Genomic DNA, 15,837 nt, shown 5'->3' with positions numbered 1-15,837 from the left:
CAAATCCGCGGATTTCCGCCCTAACGCAGTAGATTTGGGGCAGCAAAGCAGCCGCTTCAGCCACTCAGGAGACCAGAAATACCTTGCACCTCAAAAGCCTTACCGTCCGTGGGTTCAAGTCGTTTGCGTCGGCCACGACCTTCGATTTTGAGCCTGGCGTCACGGCAGTGGTGGGGCCGAACGGTTCCGGGAAGTCCAACGTGGTGGACGCCCTCTCCTGGGTGATGGGGGAGCAGGGAGCCAAAACGCTCCGCGGCGGCAAAATGGAGGACGTTATTTTTGCCGGCACCTCAGGGCGGCCGCCGCTGGGCCGGGCCCATGTGTCCCTGACCATCGACAACGCTGACGGGGCGCTGCCCATCGAATACAGCGAGGTCACCATCTCGCGGACCCTCTTCCGCACCGGCGGCTCTGAATACGCTATTAACGGTGCCAGCTGCCGCCTGCTCGACATCCAGGAACTGCTCTCGGATTCCGGTATGGGCCGGGAAATGCATGTCATCGTGGGCCAGGGGCAGCTGGACAAGGTCCTGCACGCCACTCCGGAGGACCGCCGCGGCTTCATCGAGGAAGCCGCCGGGATCCTTAAGCACCGCCGCCGCAAGGAAAAAACGCTCCGCAAGCTGGAGGCCATGCAGGCGAACCTGCAACGGCTGAGCGACCTGACGGGGGAGATCAGGCGCCAGCTCACGCCCCTCGGCAAGCAGGCTGATGTGGCGCGCCGCGCCCAGCGGGTCCAGTTCGATGTCCGGGACGCACGCGCACGGCTGTTGGCCGACGACCTCGTCCAGCAGCAGAGTTCACTCGATCAGGACGTGGCGGACGAAACGGCGCTGAAGGCCCGCCGTGCCGTAGTGGAGCAGCAGCTGGAGGAGGGGCGCCGCCAGCAGGCAGCTGTGGAACAGCTCGCCGCCGAGGCCACGCCAAAGCTGAACGCCGCGCGGGATACCTGGTACCGGCTCTCCGCTTCCAGGGAACGGCTCCGTTCGCTGGGCTCACTGGCCCAGGAGCGCGGCCGGCTGCTGGGTGCCGTTGATGCTGAACCGTACTCGGGCAGGGATCCTGAGCAGCTGGAACGGCAGGCCGTCCGGGTCAGGGATGAGCTGACGGAGCTGGAGCGCCACATCCTGGACCGGCGCAGCGCGCTGGACTCAGCGACGGCTGCGAAGACCGGGGCCGAACTCGAGGCGTCTGCCGAGGAAAAAAGGCTCACTGCCGTCCTGCGGGCCGCAGCGGACCGGCGCGAGGGCTTGGCGAAACTTGCCGGACAAGTTGGTGCGGCAAGATCGCGGGTTGAATCAGCGCAGGCCGAGCTGGGCAGGCTGCGGGAATCACTCGCCGCCGGACAGGAACGCCGCCGCCGGGCCCAGTCGGAGTTCACCGCCCTGGAAACCCAGGTGGCGGGGGTCGAAGAGGGGGAGGAAAGCCTCGACGCCGACTACGAGGACGCCAGCGCAGAGCTCGACGCCGTCGTCCAGGACATTGCCGATCTGACCTCCGCAGGGGGAGAAGCTGTGCGCCAACGTGACGCCCTCGTGGCCCGACGGGACGCACTGCAGCTCGGCCTGAACCGAAAAGACGGCGCGGCGCACGCCCTCAACTCCGGGCTGGATGGCGTTGTGGGCACGCTTGCCTCGGGCCTCACCATTCAGCCGGGCTATGAGACGGCGATTGCCGCGGCGCTCGGCGACACCTCCGAAGCGATAGTGGTCCGGGATCCAGCCGTGGCCGCCGTCATGGTGCAACTTCTGAAGGACGACGATGCGGGGCGTGCCTCCCTGCTGCTGGCGTCTGCTGTGCCCCTGCGGGACGCAAACTCCGGCACGGGCGGACCCCTGCCGGCAGGCGCACGCTGGGCTGTGGACGTGGCATCCGGCGGGGGCGGGCCCGCACCCGTTGTGGCCGCGCTCCTGACCGGGGTGGCAGTTGTTGAAGATCTGAATGGTGCCGGGCTGCTGGTTGCCGAACGCCCGGACCTGACAGCCGTGACCCGGGCCGGGGACGTGTTTACCGCCCTCACGGTGACTGGAGGCTCGGCAAAGGCGCCGTCCCTGCTTGAGGTGCAGGCCGCCGTGGACGACGCCGAGGCCCGACTGGCCGTTGTCACTGCGGATCTGGAACGGAACAGGTTCGCCCTGGCCAGCGCCGAGGTCCGGCGCGCCGAAGCCCGGACGAGGGCAGAATCTGCCCTGGACCGCCTGCACGATTCCGACGCCCGGCTCGCGGCCGTGGCCGAAAAGCTCGGCCAGCTGAACTCCATCCTGCGCAGCGCCGTCGGCGAAAGCGACAGGCTGGCCACCTCGCTGGCAAGGGCCGAGGCCAATGTTGTTACCGAGGAACAGGCGCTCGCCGCCGTTGCGGCGCGGCTGGCTGCGGCGCAGGAGGCGCCAGCCGAAGAGGAACCCTCCACCGAACAGCGCGATGCGCTCGCATTGGCTGCATCCCTGGCCAGGTCTGCGGAAATGGACGCAAGGCTCTCGCTGCGCAGCACGGAGGAGCAGCTGACCGCCACCCGCAACCGGGCTCTCTCGCTGGAGCGGGCAGCGGCGACCGAACGACGGGCGCGTGAAGAGGCTGCAGAACGGGCGCGCCGCCGTCGGATCCAGGCCAGACGGGCGGCCGCCGTCTCCGCTGCGGTGGAGCTGGCAATCCGGTTCATCGACGTGTCTGTTGAGCTGGCCCGGCATGAACGCGACCGCGCCGAAGAGAACCGGGAAGAGCGGGACCGTGCACTGCTGGCGACCCGGACAGCCAATGACGCCCTGGCCCGCGAGCTGGCTGAACTGACGGACTCGGTTCACCGGGACGAACTGGCCCGCGCCCAGCAGCGGGCACGGATTGAAGCCCTGGAAACACGTTCCATCGAGGAACTAGGGATTACCCCCGACGTGCTGGTGGCGGACTTCGGCCCGGACGTTCCCGTGCCCGTCCCCGCGGAGGAAAGCGGGGACAAATGGGCGGCACTGCGGACACCCGTGGACGACGACGGCACACCGGTTCCCGAAGGCATGCCCTTTGTCCGCGAGGAGCAGGAGAAGCGCCTCCGGAAAGCCGAAAGGGACCTGTCAGCCCTGGGCAAGGTCAACCCGCTGGCGCTGGAGGAGTTCGCGGCCCTGGAGGAGCGGCATCAGTTCCTCAGCACCCAGCTGGAGGACCTGAAATCCAGCCGCAAGGACCTGCTGGACATCATCAAGGAAGTGGATGACCGGGTCCAGCGGGTCTTCACCGAGGCCTTTGAGGACACCCGGGACCAGTTCGTCCACGTCTTTGAACGCCTCTTTCCCGGCGGCGAAGGCCGGCTGGTCCTCACGGACCCTTCGGACATGCTCACCACCGGAATCGAAGTCGAAGCGCGTCCGGCCGGCAAGAAAATCAAGCGCCTCTCACTCTTGTCAGGAGGCGAACGGTCCCTCACCGCCGTCGCCCTCCTGGTGGCCATCTTCAAGGCCCGCCCCTCGCCGTTCTATGTTATGGACGAGGTCGAAGCGGCACTTGATGACACCAATCTCGGCCGGCTCATTACCATCTTCGAAGAGCTGCGGGAGTCCAGCCAGCTGATCGTGATCACCCACCAGAAACGGACCATGGAAGTGGCTGATGCGCTGTACGGCGTCACCATGCGCGGGGACGGCGTGTCCACCGTCATCAGCCAGCGGCTGGGCGCCGACGTCTAGCATCCGCGGCAGGTGGCCGCCCCGAACGCCTGCCGCGTTTGTGAGAAGCTAGGGGAGTGAATGACATCCTCCCCATTATTCTGTCCATTGTTGCTGCCCTGGCGGTTATTGGCGGGCTGATCCCGGTCCTGTTGAAGACGCGGAAGAACATCACCCAGTACCCCGGGACGCGCGACGCCAATGATCCTGCCACCCCGCAAGGCGGGGGAACACTGCTCGAGGACGCGCCCGTGGTTCCGGCCGAGCCCAACGCCCCCGCCGGCGTCGACCTCGAAGACCTCGAAGTCACCGATGTACCTGATGACGTGGCGGGCCTGGAAACCATCCAGGTTGAGACGCCCCTTCCCGTCGCCGGCCGCCTGACCCGCCTCCGGGAGCGACTGGTCCGGTCGAACAACATCCTCGGCAAGAGCCTGCTCGCGTTGCTGTCCAGTGACAAGATCGACGAACACGTCTGGGACGAAGTGGAGGAGACCCTCCTGCTGGCCGACCTCGGCACTGAACCCACCATGCAGCTGGTCGACGCCCTGCGGGAGCGCGTGAAAGTGCTCGGCACCAGGACCCCGGAGCAGGTCAAGGCACTGCTCCGCGAGGAACTGATCAAGCTCGTGGATCCCACCATGGACCGCGCCCTGCGCACCGACCGGCACGCGGACAAGCCGGCCGTCGTGCTGGTGGTAGGCGTCAATGGCGTGGGCAAGACCACCACCGTGGGCAAGCTCGCCCGCGTGCTCGTTGCCGAGGACAAGGACGTCCTGCTGGGCGCGGCGGACACGTTCCGCGCGGCAGCCGCGGAGCAGTTGGCCACGTGGGGCCAGCGTGTGGGTGTTCCCACGGTGAAGTCCGACGTCGACGGTGCGGACCCGGCGTCCGTCGCCTATGAGGCGGTCAAGGCGGGCATTGAGCAGGAAGTCGACGTTGTCATGATTGACACAGCGGGCCGCCTGCAGAACAAGACCGGCCTCATGGACGAACTCGGCAAGGTCAAGCGCGTCATCGAGAAGCTGGCTGAGGTGGATGAGGTTCTGCTGGTGCTGGACGCCACCACCGGCCAGAACGGCCTGAACCAGGCCCGCGTTTTCTCCGAGGTAGTGAACATCACCGGCATTGTCCTGACCAAGCTGGACGGGACCGCCAAGGGTGGCATCGTGGTGGCCATCCAGAAATCACTCGGCGTGCCGGTCAAGCTGATCGGTCTTGGCGAAGGCGCCGACGACCTGGCTCCGTTCGAAGTTGAGAGCTTTGTCGACGCCCTGCTGAACTAGGGACCGGGTCTACACCAACGAGGGGTGAGTTCCCGCCGCTAAGCACAGGCTTTAGCCGCGGGAACTCACCCCTCGATGCGTTTCATCGGCTCGCGCGTCACGGACCAGCAGGCCGCCGCGAGCACCAGCACACCGCCGGTGACGCCGAATGCCCAGCCGTAGCCCAGCCGGTCCGCCAGGACGCCCACCAGCACCGGTCCGGCAATGGCCCCGACGTCCGAGGTCATCTGGTAGGCCGCCAGGACCCGCCCGCCGGACCGCTCATTGCCAATGACATCCGCGACGGCGGCCTGCTGGGCAGGTCCCAGCAGGCCGGACCCCACCCCGGCCACAACCGATGCGGCGAGGAACCAGCCCAGGTGGGACGTGAAGCCGATGGCGGCAGTGGCGAGCCCGGCGACCAGGAGCCCCACGACCATCAACGGCCGCCTGCCCAGGCTGTCCGCCAGCCGGCCGGAGAACGTCAGTGCGGCGGCATTGCCCGCGGCGAAAACGGCCAGCGCAAGGCCGGCGGCCTCGGGACCGGCACCCAGTGCAGCAACGGCAAACAGCGGGACGGTGGCCATCCGCACACCGAATGTGGCCCAGCCGTTGGCGAAGCTGGACAGCAACGCCGAGCGGTACACACCAATTCCCCAGGCTTCGGCGAAGCGCATGTCCGGGGCACGGCCCACTGTGGACCGGTCCGCGGACGGCGCGTGGCTGAGTTGGGTCTGCACCACCGCGGCAGCAAGGATCAGCGCGGCGGCGTAGCAAAGGAACGGCACCCGCAAGCCGAATCCGGCGAGCAGCCCGCCCACCACTGGGCCCAGGACGCTGCCGATCAGGAACGCGGACGCGTAAGCGCCGGATACCCTGCCCCGGCTTTCCGGCGGCGCCAGCCGCACCACAAGGGCCATGGAGGCCACCGTGAACATCACCGAGCCCACGCCGCCGAGCCCCCGGAAGACCAGCAGCTGCCAATAGTCCTGGGCAAAAGCGCACGCTGCGGTTGATACCGCCACAATCAGCAGCCCCGCCACATAGACCGGCCGCTCACCCCATCGGCCGATCAAGGCCCCGCCGGCCGGCGCGAACACCAGCCGCATAAAGGCGAAGATGCTCACGATCACGGCGGCGGCTGTTGCCCCGACGTCGAAAGTGGTGGCGAACTGGGGCAAGACGGGCGCCACCAGCCCAAAACCGAGGGCAATCAGGAACGCCGCAGCGAGCATCACCTTGATGTCGCGCGGAAGCGTGGGCCTCTGCGGACGGATAACGGACAAGATCCGCGTTGTGGCGCGGCTCACGCGCGATGGTGCCGTCATGGGGCGGGTTCCTTGCAAGGTAGGCAGCCGAGTGGCCGGCGGCAATGGTGAAACATAACCGTAACAAGCCAGATATGCACCATTTACTTCCGGGAGGTTGTTGTAACAAGCCAGCAATGTAAATCCTCTGCGGGCGAAACACGGCAGCGACAGACTCGATGGAGGACGCAAAAGGCGTTAGTAAGGCGGAGCATTCCGCAGCATCGAACATAGGGAGGACGTGCACCATGGAACTTACCGCAGGTCACGTATGGCTCATGGTGGCAGCAGCACTCGTGCTGTTCATGACACCAGGTCTGGCATTTTTCTACGGCGGCATGACGCGCGCCAAAGCTGCACTGAACATGATGATGATGAGCTTCATCTCCATCGGCATGGTCGGCGTGGTCTGGGTCCTCTGGGGCGCTTCGATGAGCTCCGGCGAGGGCTTCCTGCAAATCGTCGGGAACCCGTTCGCCACCTTTGGCCTTGAAGGCATCACCACCCCGGACGGGCTCATCAAGGTCGGCTACGCCGCCACCTTCGCCATCATCACCGTCGCCCTCATCAGTGGCGCGATCGCTGACCGCGCCAAGTTCGGCGCCTGGGCCCTCTTCGTCCCTGTCTGGGTCACCGTTGTCTACTGCCCGCTTGCCTACATGGTCTGGGGCGGCGGCCTCTTCGGCCCTGAAGGCGCAGTTGGCCAGGCGCTCGGCCCGGCCATCGACTTCGCCGGCGGCACCGTGGTCCACATCAACGCCGGTGTGGCAGCCCTCGTCCTGGTCCTGATCATCGGCAACCGCCGCGGCTTCGGCAAGGACCCGAACCACCGCCCGCACAACATCCCGTTCGTGATGCTCGGTGCAGCCATCCTGTGGTTCGGGTGGTTCGGCTTCAACGGCGGCGCGGCCACGACTGCTGAGCAGGGCGGCCTGATCTGGGTCAACACCCTCGCAGCCCCGGCCGCGGCAATGCTCGGCTGGCTCGTCACCGAACGTATCCGCGACGGCCACCCCACTTCCCTTGGTGCTGCCTCCGGTGTGGTTGCCGGTCTGGTTGCCATCACCCCGGCCTGTGCCAACGTCAGCCCGGTGGGCGCACTCGGTCTCGGTGTCATCGCCGGTGTCGCCTCGGCCCTGGCCGTCGGCCTCAAGTTCCGCTGGGGCTTCGATGACTCCCTGGATGTTGTGGGCGTTCACTTGGTCTCCGGCATCATCGGAACGGTTGCCCTGGGCTTCATCGCCCTCCCCACCGACGGTGTGGGCGGCGGCCTCTTCTACGGCGGCGGCGCGACCCAGCTTTGGGCCCAGCTCGCAGCAGCAGGCATCGCCATCGCCTACTCGGCAATCCTCACCGCAATCATCGCCTTCGCCATCCACAAGACCATGGGCTTCCGCGTCTCGCAGGAGCAGGAAGTCGTTGGTGTTGACCTCAGCCTGCACGCCGAGACGGCGTACGAGTTCGGAGTGGGCGGCCACGGCGGGAGCTTCCAGCCGCTCCACGAACTGATCAAGGGCAAGGGCTCGGCCACAGACGGCGAAGCAGCCGGCGCAAAGAAGACCGAACCGGCAGCGGGCAAGGAAAGCGTGGAAGCATGAAACTGATCACAGCCATCGTCCGCCCGGAGAAGCTCGAAGCCATCCGGGAAGGCCTGGAGTCCTACGGTGTCCAGGGGCTGACGGTCAGCGCCGCCAGCGGCTACGGCCGCCAGCGCGGCTACACAGAGGTCTACCGCGGAGCTGAATACAACGTGGACCTCCTGCCCAAGATCCGGGTTGAAGTCCTAGCCACGGACGAACAGGCCGATGACATCCTGGACGTCATCATCGCCAGCTCCAACACCGGCCGCGCCGGCGATGGCAAGGTCTGGACCGTGGACGTCTTCGAAGCGGTCAGGGTCCGGACCGGCGAACGCGGCGTCGCCGCCATCTAGCTGTTCCAGAAGTTTATTGATCCACACGAAAGAGCGGGCAGGGAACCTCAAAAGGTTCCCTGCCCGCTCTGTTCGTTCTGGCCTACTCAGCCGGCGCGGAACTTGGCCATCCGGCGGGACCGGCCGAACCGGCGTCGTACTTTTCCAGCGGCACGGTGCCCTGCTGCCAGGCCTTCAGGACGGGCTCGAGAATCCGCCAGCAGTCCTCCGCTGTGTCGCCGCGCACCGAGAGCAGCGGGTCGCCGCTCAGGACGCCTTCCAGCACTTCGCCATAGGGCAGCAGCTCAGAAGCGCTCAGCTCCGCATTCAGCGTTGTGCGGCTCAGGCTGAAGATGCTGCCGGGACCGTTGACGTCGACGTCGAACGCCAGGGTATCCGGCCCGAACCCGATCCGCAGCTGGTTGGGGGAGTCCACGCCCGTGAATCCTGCCGGAAGATGCGGGACGGGGCGGAAGGTGACCACGGCTTCCTTGCGCTTCAGCCCGAGGGCCTTGCCCGATCGCAGGATGAACGGGACCCCCTTCCATCGCCAGTTGTCGATGTTCACCCGGACTTCCGCCAAGGTCTCTGTCCCGCGGGCTGCGTCTACCCCTTCTTCCTGCGCATAGTCCGGGACGTTCCTGCCGGCAATTGAACCCGCCGTATACGTGGCCCGGCGGGTGGATTTCGCGTACGGCGCGCTGATGCTGCTGGCGCGGAGCACGGCTGCGATGGCGTCCCGTAGGTCCCGTTCTCCGATGGTGGCCGGCGGCTCAATGGCCATCAGGGCCATGATCTGCAGCAGGTGGCTCTGGATCATGTCGCGCAGGGCGCCGGCGTTGTCGTAATACCTCGCCCTTCCCTCCAGTGCCAGGTCCTCATCGAAGATGATCTCGACCTTCTCCACATGCTCGCGGTTCCAGACGGGTTCCAGGAAATTGTTCGCAAAGCGCAGGCCCAGGATGTTCAGCACCGTCGCCTTGCCCAGGAAATGGTCCACCCGATGGATGTGGTCCTCCGGCACCAGGGCGGCGAGCGTGTGGTTAAGGGAACGGGCCGATGCAACACTTGCGCCGAACGGCTTCTCCATCACCAGCCGTGTTCCGGCCGGAACCTGGTCACGGTGCAGGGACTCGCAGGCCAACTGGCTGACATGGGGAGGCAGTGCAAAATAGATCGCGGTGGGGCCTTCCAGGCCTGCCAACAATGCCGCCAGGGCTCCGTCCGCCGTAACATCCAGCTGGTGGTAGGGGGTAGCTTCCGCCAAGGCGGTGAGTGCCTTTTTTCCAGCCGCGTCGGCGGCCTCCGCGGCGGGGGCGAAGGCTTCGTGGACCCGGGTCCGCCATTGTTCCGGCGTCCAGGCATCGGAGCCGGCGCCCACCAGGGTCAGGCCATCGCCGCGGCCGCTCGCCACCAGCCGGGCTAGTCCCGGGAGCAGGAGGCGTCCCGTCAAATCGCCTGAGGCACCCAGAATGAGCAGGGTTTTTACACTTGTTTGGCTCGTCACCCTGCCAGCATGCCATCCGGCAAGCCCGACTTGGTACCCTAGATAGTCGAGTCCACCCTGTAAATCCACTGAAAGAAGTGCGCGGCGCGTGTTCAATTCACTCTCTGACCGGTTGACAGCAACCTTCAAGAATCTCCGTGGCAAGGGCCGCCTCACTGAGGCCGACGTCGATGCCACAGTCCGGGAGATCCGCCGCGCCCTCCTGGATGCCGATGTCGCCGTTCCCGTGGTGCGTGAGTTTACGGCCCGCGTCCGCGAGCGTGCCCTCGGGGCAGAGGTATCGGGGGCGCTGAACCCCAGCCAGCAGATCGTCAAGATCGTCAATGAGGAACTCGTTGAGATCCTCGGTGGCGAGACCCGCCGGATCCGCCTTGCCAAGACCGGTCCCACCATTATCATGCTGGCCGGCCTCCAGGGTGCCGGTAAGACCACCCTGGCGGGCAAGCTCGCCAAATGGCTCAAGGCCCAAGGCCACAGCCCCCTGCTGGTGGCATGTGATCTCCAGCGACCCAATGCCGTCACCCAGCTCCAGGTTGTCGGCAACCGCGCAGGCGTGCCCGTTTTCGCGCCGCACCCCGGAGCCACCTCGGAACTGGAGCACCCCGCCGGTGACCCGGTCGCCGTCGCCCGCGCCGGCGTCGAGGAAGCGCGCCAGAAGCTGCACGACGTCGTGATTGTTGACACCGCCGGGCGCCTCGGTGTTGACGCCGAGATGATGGAGCAGGCGAGCGAGATCCGTCGCGCCATCGTCCCCAATGAAGTGCTGTTCGTGATCGACGCCATGATCGGACAGGACGCCGTGAACACGGCAGTCGCGTTTGACGAGGGTGTGAACTTCACCGGAATCGTGCTGTCCAAGCTCGACGGCGACGCCCGCGGCGGTGCCGCGCTCTCGGTTGCGTCGGTCACCGGTAAGCCGGTTATGTTCGCCTCCACCGGCGAAGGCGTGGATGACTTTGAGCTGTTCCACCCGGACCGCATGGCCTCACGCATCCTGGACATGGGTGACGTCCTCACCCTGATTGAGCAGGCCGAAAAGAACTGGGACAAGGACGAAGCCGCCCGGATGGCGAAGAAATTCGCCGACCAGGAAGACTTCACCCTGGACGACTTCCTCTCCCAAATGCAGCAGATCCGCAACATGGGCTCCATGAAGAAGATGCTCATGATGATGCCCGGTGCGCAGAACATCCGCGAGCAGCTGGAGAACTTTGACGAGCGCGAGATCGACCGTGTCGAAGCGATCGTGCGTTCCATGACGCCGCACGAACGCGTCGCCCCGAAGATCATCAACGGCTCCCGCCGGGCACGCATTGCCCGGGGTTCCGGCGTGCATGTCTCCGAGGTCAACGGCCTGCTGGAGCGCTTCGGCCAGGCCCAGAAGATGATGAAGAAGATGGCCCAGGGCGGCGGCATGCCCGGAATGCCCGGGATGCCTGGCATGGGCGGCCCCGGCGGTGCGCGGAAGGGCGGCAAGAACGCCCCGAAGAAGAAGGCCCGCTCAGGCAACCCTGCCAAGGCTGCCCAGGAGCTCAAGGACGCCGAGGCCCGTCGGGTCGGCGCTGCGAAGGCTCTGCCCACGGGGGCAGCGTTCGGCCAGCAGGGCGGCGACTTTGATCCTTCGCAGTTGAACCTGCCCAAGGGATTCGACAAGTTCCTCGGCAAGTAACCACGCCTCCCGGCTGGGTAACAGCAGGTGTTGCGTTGAGCACTCACAACGACACTTACTGCTGCCCAATCGGGATGTCGGCGCCGTGGAATAGGGTTGGGTCATGTTCAAACAGCGGGTAGCGTTCGTGCACGGCGCCGGACCTTTCGGTGCGGCGGCGTGGCCGCGCCAGCACGGAATGGCCCTGACGTACGACGCCCTGTTCCTGCGGCGGCACGGTTTTGACCCCGTCGCTGAACCCGTGGAGTCCTCGTTCTCGGAAGATACCGCCATCATCCTGCGCTCACTTGCCGATGACGGCCGCGGGGCCGCTGGGGGCCATATTGTTGCCCACGCCGAGGGCGCGATTGCGGCCATGATGGCTGCCGTCGAACACCCCGAGCTGGTGTATTCCCTCACGCTGGTAGAACCGGCGTGCCTGTCCTTGACCGCCGAACTGCCGGCCACGGCCGCACACCGCGCCCTGATGCAACCGCTGTTCGACGTCCGGCACCAGCTCTGCGATGAAGACTTCCAGCGTGAGTTCGTGCGGCGAATGTTCGCGGCGGACCTGCAGGAGCCCGCCACGCCGGAGGAAAAACGGTCGGCGCGCCGGCTCCGGTTGCAGGCGCCGTCCTGGGAGGCCCCGCTGCACATTGTTCCGGGCGTCCCCACCCTGGTCCTGACGGGTGGGTGGGAACCGCTCTACGAGGAGATCGCCGGATATCTGCAGGAAACCGGTGCCCTGCACCGCATCGCTGCGGGAGGACACCGGCCCCAGGACTCTGCCGAAGGTGACCGTGCCATCCGGTCCTTCATCGCCGACGTCGGCAGGTCACGCTCGGTTCAGGCTTCCTGAGCCGTCAGCTCCCGGCCGGGATCCGAAGCTCGGGGAGGTAGACCTTCCCGCCGGCGGCCAGGAACTCCGCACTCTTTTCGCGCATCCCGCTGTAGGCCTCGGCGATGGCCGCCTGCGAATCTGCCGAACCGTATTCGTCCCTGATGTCCTGGCTGATCTTCATGGAGCAGAACTTCGGGCCGCACATGGAGCAGAAGTGGGCGGTTTTGGCCGGTTCGGCGGGCAGCGTCTCGTCATGGAAGGCCTCCGCCGTGACCGGATCCAGGGACAGCGCGAACTGGTCGCGCCAGCGGAACTCGAACCGGGCCTTGGACAGGGCATCATCCCGCTCATGGGCGCCGGGGTGGCCCTTGGCAAGGTCTGCTGCGTGGGCGGCGATCTTGTAGGTGATCACCCCGGTCTTCACGTCGTCCTTGTTCGGCAGGCCAAGGTGTTCCTTGGGCGTGACGTAACAAAGCATCGCCGTGCCGTACCGGGCGATTTCCGTGGCGCCGATGGCGGACGTGATGTGGTCGTAGCCGGGGGCAATATCCGTAACCAGCGGCCCCAGGGTGTAGAACGGGGCGCCCTTGCAGAGTTCCTGCTGGCGTTCCACGTTCTCCCGCACCAGGTGGAACGGGACGTGCCCGGGACCTTCCACCATGACCTGCACGTCGAATTCCCACGCCCGCTGGGTCAGTTCAGCCAGGGTGTCGAGCTCGGCGAACTGGGCGGCGTCGTTGGCGTCCGCCGTCGCTCCCGGGCGCAGTCCGTCGCCCAGGGAGAACGCGACGTCGTACTTGGCGAAGATCTCGCACAGGTCGTCGAAGTGCGTGTACAGGAAGTTCTCCTGGTGGTGGGCCAGGCACCAGCCTGCCATGATGGCACCGCCCCGGGAGACGATGCCGGTGACGCGGTTGGCCGTCAGCGGCACGTAACGCAGCAGCACACCGGCGTGGATGGTCATGTAGTCCACGCCTTGCTCGCACTGCTCAATGACCGTGTCCCGGAAGATTTCCCACGTCAGAGCGTTGGCTTCGCCATTGACCTTCTCCAGCGCCTGGTATATCGGTACCGTACCGATGGGCACGGGGGCGTTGCGGATGAGCCATTCCCGGGTGGTGTGGATGTCATCGCCGGTGGACAGATCCATCACCGTGTCGGCGCCCCACTGGGTGGCCCACTGGAGTTTGTCCACTTCCTCGGCGATGGAGCTGGTCACGGCGGAGTTGCCGATGTTCGCGTTGATCTTGACCAGGAAGGCCTTGCCGATGATCATCGGTTCGGATTCCGGGTGGTTGATGTTGTTGGGGATGATGGCGCGGCCAGCAGCGACTTCGCTGCGGACCAGTTCCACGTCACAGTTCTCGCGGAGGGCAACGAACTGCATCTCGGGGGTGATGACACCCTGCCGCGCGTAGTGCATCTGCGTGACCGTCCGGCCGTCGACGGCGCGGCGGGGCACCGGCTGTGCGCCCTTCCACTCCGCAGAGGCTGCGCCGCGGCGCACGGCCGACCTGCCGTCGTCGAGCAGGTTCCGTTCCCGTCCGCTGTAGGGCTCGGTGTCGCCGCGGGCGGCGATCCACTCTGAGCGGAACGGGTTGAGGCCCACCACCGGATCGCTGCCCGGTCCCGCCGTGCGGTAGGTCCGGAAAGGCCCGTTCGCTTGGCCGTTCGGCGACGGTTCCAGCGCGATTTCGGTCACGGGAACCCGGATCCCCGTGGCCTCATCGTTGATAAACGCCAGCGAGTGGGACTTCAGTGACTGGGTTTCAGGCTGGAGCGTTTGATCCACGTCGGCTTCATTTTTGGCAAGGATCAGCTGTGTTTCTTGTGTATTCAATGAATACTCACTTCCTTCGCCGGCATTACCCGGACAGGTTCAACGGTCGCAGGCTGCGTCAGCCCGATCTCAGCCCCTGCAAGGGCTCCCGTGTGGTCAAGTCGAAGCTACCACAGGCGGAGGGTGGCCTGGTGACAGCAATCACGGGAAAGCGGTCGCAATTTGGCTGCGCCGCCACTTGAATTAAATTGAAGCTTCAAGTAAATTGGAACCATAGCCGCCTTCCATCCGAAGGCCAACGGACCGGGAGTTTTCAAATGACTGCAGAAGCCACCAGCCGGGATCTCCTTCCCGCCGACCTCTCCATGGGCGCCGTGATGCTCAAGGTGGGCGACATGAAGCTGATGACCGACTACTACCAGCGTGCGCTCGGCCTGGAGGTCGTCGCGGAACAGGACGGCGGCGTCTATCTTGGCCGCCTTCAACGCCCGCTGGTCCACCTCGCGGCCGCTCCGTCGTTGAATCTGCCTGGCAGGGGAGAGGCAGGGCTGTTCCACACCGCACTGCTGTTTGACGACCAGGCTTCGCTTGCCGCAACGGTAGCCACCGCTGCCCAGTACGAACCCCGGTCCTTCACCGGCAGCGCCGACCACCTCGTCAGCGAGGCCTTCTACTTCAATGACCCCGAAGGCAACGGCATCGAACTGTACTGGGACAGGCCGCGCGAAAACTGGTCCTGGAACGGGAAGGATGTAGTGATGGACAGCCTGGCACTGCCGCCGCAGCGCTACCTCGAGCAGCACCTGACCCAGGATTCCGTGGCCGGCCAGCGGGCCAGCGAAGCCGGCGTGGGCCACGTCCACCTCCAGGTGGGCGACGTCCAGTCAGCGCACGATTTCTACGTGGGCACGCTGGGCTTCGAAAAGACCGCCGGCTGGCACGGGCAGGCACTGTTTGTCTCCGCGGGCCGGTATCACCACCACATGGCCATGAATGTGTGGAACAGCCGCGGAGCCGGTCCCCGCAAGGACACCCTGGGCCTCGGCGAAGTGCTCATCGAGGTCCCTTCCGGGGATGACGTCGGAGCGCTCGCCGACCGCCTGAAGGTCGCCGGTGTGGCCTCGCACCACACGGGCGCCGAGCTTCGCTTCGAGGACCCGTGGCGCAACAATATCCGTGTCGCCGTCCGCTGAGTGCGGATGCCAAATGTGCGGCCTGCCTTGTACTAGGCTGATTCTGAACGGCCGGGGCGGCGCTTGCTGCTGCCCTTTCAGGCCGCACCGTCGACGGAATGAGGGCTGTTCCCATGGGCTTCACTGAAATTTTTGTTTCCACTCACGATGCCGCTCTGAAGCGGGCGGACGTCCTGGATGCAGGCGGCTCCCCGGCGGGCCAGGCCCTGCGGATTCCCGGAATCAGCGATTTCGAAATCGAGCAGCTTGGCGATCTTGCCGGCGTTGCGGTGCACGCCGGTGGCGCGGACTACGAACTGGCCATGGTTGACGTGGCCAGTGATTCCCTCCTCGGGGTCCCGCCGGCCATGGTGCGTGCGCTCGCGGACCTGCTCAGCTACGAGACTGAAGGCGAAGGCAATGTCCTGGACGACGTCGCTGAAAAGTGGGCCGCCCAGGATGACATGCCGTTCGGCGCAGCCGAGGCCCGGACGTATGTCCAGCAGTTCGCTGAGCTTGCCAACTCCGTCGATGACGCCGCACGCACCGGCGTGTATGTCTGGTCGTCGTAGACCGGCCGTGGCCCGCCGGGTCCGCCCGGCTGCCCCATCCCGACGTGTCAAGTCGAAATCCGGACGCTGATCTGGCACAATAAACAGGTACTCGATCTGCGTGGCCCCTCTCTCCGCGTCCGGATCCTGTCCTTCGAACCCTCAAGTATGGCCCGCCCCACGGGTGCAGAACGTCGGTTC

General features: G+C 66.0%; 11 protein-coding genes and 1 riboswitch. Of the genes, 8 read left to right on the top strand and 3 right to left on the bottom strand.

The features are described 5' to 3' along the window. The first annotated feature begins 83 nt into the window (after positions 1–83). Both smc and ftsY read left to right on the top strand, forming a co-directional pair. On the top strand, positions 84–3,674 hold the full coding sequence (smc, locus tag NG696_RS18455) for a chromosome segregation protein SMC (RefSeq protein ID WP_252566027.1): 3,591 nt from the start codon (positions 84–86) through the stop codon (positions 3,672–3,674). A 56-nt stretch (positions 3,675–3,730) separates the two neighbouring features. Further along, entirely contained in the window at positions 3,731–4,939 is a 1,209-nt protein-coding gene (gene ftsY, locus NG696_RS18450) for a signal recognition particle-docking protein FtsY (protein WP_252566025.1), read from the top strand. 65 nt (positions 4,940–5,004) lie between these two features. On the opposite strand, the gene NG696_RS18445 is transcribed toward ftsY, so the two are convergent. Beyond that, entirely contained in the window at positions 5,005–6,246 is a 1,242-nt protein-coding gene (locus NG696_RS18445) for an MFS transporter (RefSeq protein ID WP_252576310.1), read from the bottom strand. 227 nt (positions 6,247–6,473) lie between these two features. On the opposite strand from NG696_RS18445, the gene NG696_RS18440 reads away from it, so the two are divergent. Both NG696_RS18440 and NG696_RS18435 read left to right on the top strand, forming a co-directional pair. Beyond that, complete coding sequence (locus tag NG696_RS18440; RefSeq protein ID WP_252566019.1) at positions 6,474–7,823, top strand: ammonium transporter; 1,350 nt, start codon at positions 6,474–6,476, stop codon at positions 7,821–7,823. Beyond that, positions 7,820–8,158, top strand: a complete 339-nt coding sequence (locus NG696_RS18435; RefSeq protein WP_056349123.1) for a P-II family nitrogen regulator — start codon at positions 7,820–7,822, stop codon at positions 8,156–8,158. Before NG696_RS18440 ends, NG696_RS18435 begins: the two co-directional genes overlap by 4 nt. Positions 8,159–8,240: 82 nt before the next feature. Here NG696_RS18435 and NG696_RS18430 read toward each other — a convergent pair whose 3' ends face one another. Continuing rightward, on the bottom strand, positions 8,241–9,644 hold the full coding sequence (locus tag NG696_RS18430) for a glucose-6-phosphate dehydrogenase (RefSeq protein ID WP_252566016.1): 1,404 nt from the start codon (positions 9,642–9,644) through the stop codon (positions 8,241–8,243). An 88-nt stretch (positions 9,645–9,732) separates the two neighbouring features. Between NG696_RS18430 and ffh the strand changes: the two genes are divergently transcribed. Together ffh and NG696_RS18420 are read left to right on the top strand one after the other, a co-directional pair. Then, complete coding sequence (gene ffh, locus NG696_RS18425) at positions 9,733–11,313, top strand: signal recognition particle protein (RefSeq protein WP_252566013.1); 1,581 nt, start codon at positions 9,733–9,735, stop codon at positions 11,311–11,313. A gap of 103 nt (positions 11,314–11,416) precedes the next feature. After that, positions 11,417–12,151, top strand: coding sequence for an alpha/beta hydrolase (locus tag NG696_RS18420; protein ID WP_252566010.1), 735 nt, complete (start codon positions 11,417–11,419; stop codon positions 12,149–12,151). A gap of 4 nt (positions 12,152–12,155) precedes the next feature. Here NG696_RS18420 and thiC read toward each other — a convergent pair whose 3' ends face one another. Beyond that, positions 12,156–13,973: a phosphomethylpyrimidine synthase ThiC gene (gene thiC / locus NG696_RS18415; RefSeq protein WP_305884623.1), complete on the bottom strand. Its 1,818-nt coding sequence runs from the start codon at positions 13,971–13,973 to the stop codon at positions 12,156–12,158. Beyond that, positions 13,968–14,075: riboswitch (TPP riboswitch) on the bottom strand. It overlaps the preceding gene by 6 nt. 155 nt (positions 14,076–14,230) lie before the next feature. Between thiC and NG696_RS18410 the strand changes: the two genes are divergently transcribed. Both NG696_RS18410 and NG696_RS18405 read left to right on the top strand, forming a co-directional pair. After that, on the top strand, positions 14,231–15,106 hold the full coding sequence (locus NG696_RS18410; protein WP_252566007.1) for a VOC family protein: 876 nt from the start codon (positions 14,231–14,233) through the stop codon (positions 15,104–15,106). A gap of 113 nt (positions 15,107–15,219) precedes the next feature. Beyond that, entirely contained in the window at positions 15,220–15,657 is a 438-nt protein-coding gene (locus NG696_RS18405; protein WP_252566004.1) for a hypothetical protein, read from the top strand. Positions 15,658–15,837: the final 180 nt, after the last annotated feature.

The organism is Pseudarthrobacter cellobiosi (assembly GCF_023913755.1).
Lineage (GTDB): Bacteria > Actinomycetota > Actinomycetes > Actinomycetales > Micrococcaceae > Arthrobacter > Arthrobacter cellobiosi.
This window is presented reverse-complemented; position numbering and strand designations above follow the sequence as displayed.

Bases quoted from the DNA above. Each gene is read 5' to 3' on its own strand.
- NG696_RS18420 (WP_252566010.1), top strand. From the start codon at position 11,417: ATGTTCAAACAGCGGGTAGCGTTCGTGCACGGCGCCGGACCTTTCGGT.
- NG696_RS18410 (WP_252566007.1), top strand. From the start codon at position 14,231: ATGACTGCAGAAGCCACCAGCCGGGATCTCCTTCCCGCCGACCTCTCC.
- NG696_RS18440 (WP_252566019.1), top strand. From the start codon at position 6,474: ATGGAACTTACCGCAGGTCACGTATGGCTCATGGTGGCAGCAGCACTC.
- NG696_RS18445 (WP_252576310.1), bottom strand. From the start codon at position 6,246: ATGACGGCACCATCGCGCGTGAGCCGCGCCACAACGCGGATCTTGTCC.
- NG696_RS18405 (WP_252566004.1), top strand. From the start codon at position 15,220: ATGGGCTTCACTGAAATTTTTGTTTCCACTCACGATGCCGCTCTGAAG.
- NG696_RS18435 (WP_056349123.1), top strand. From the start codon at position 7,820: ATGAAACTGATCACAGCCATCGTCCGCCCGGAGAAGCTCGAAGCCATC.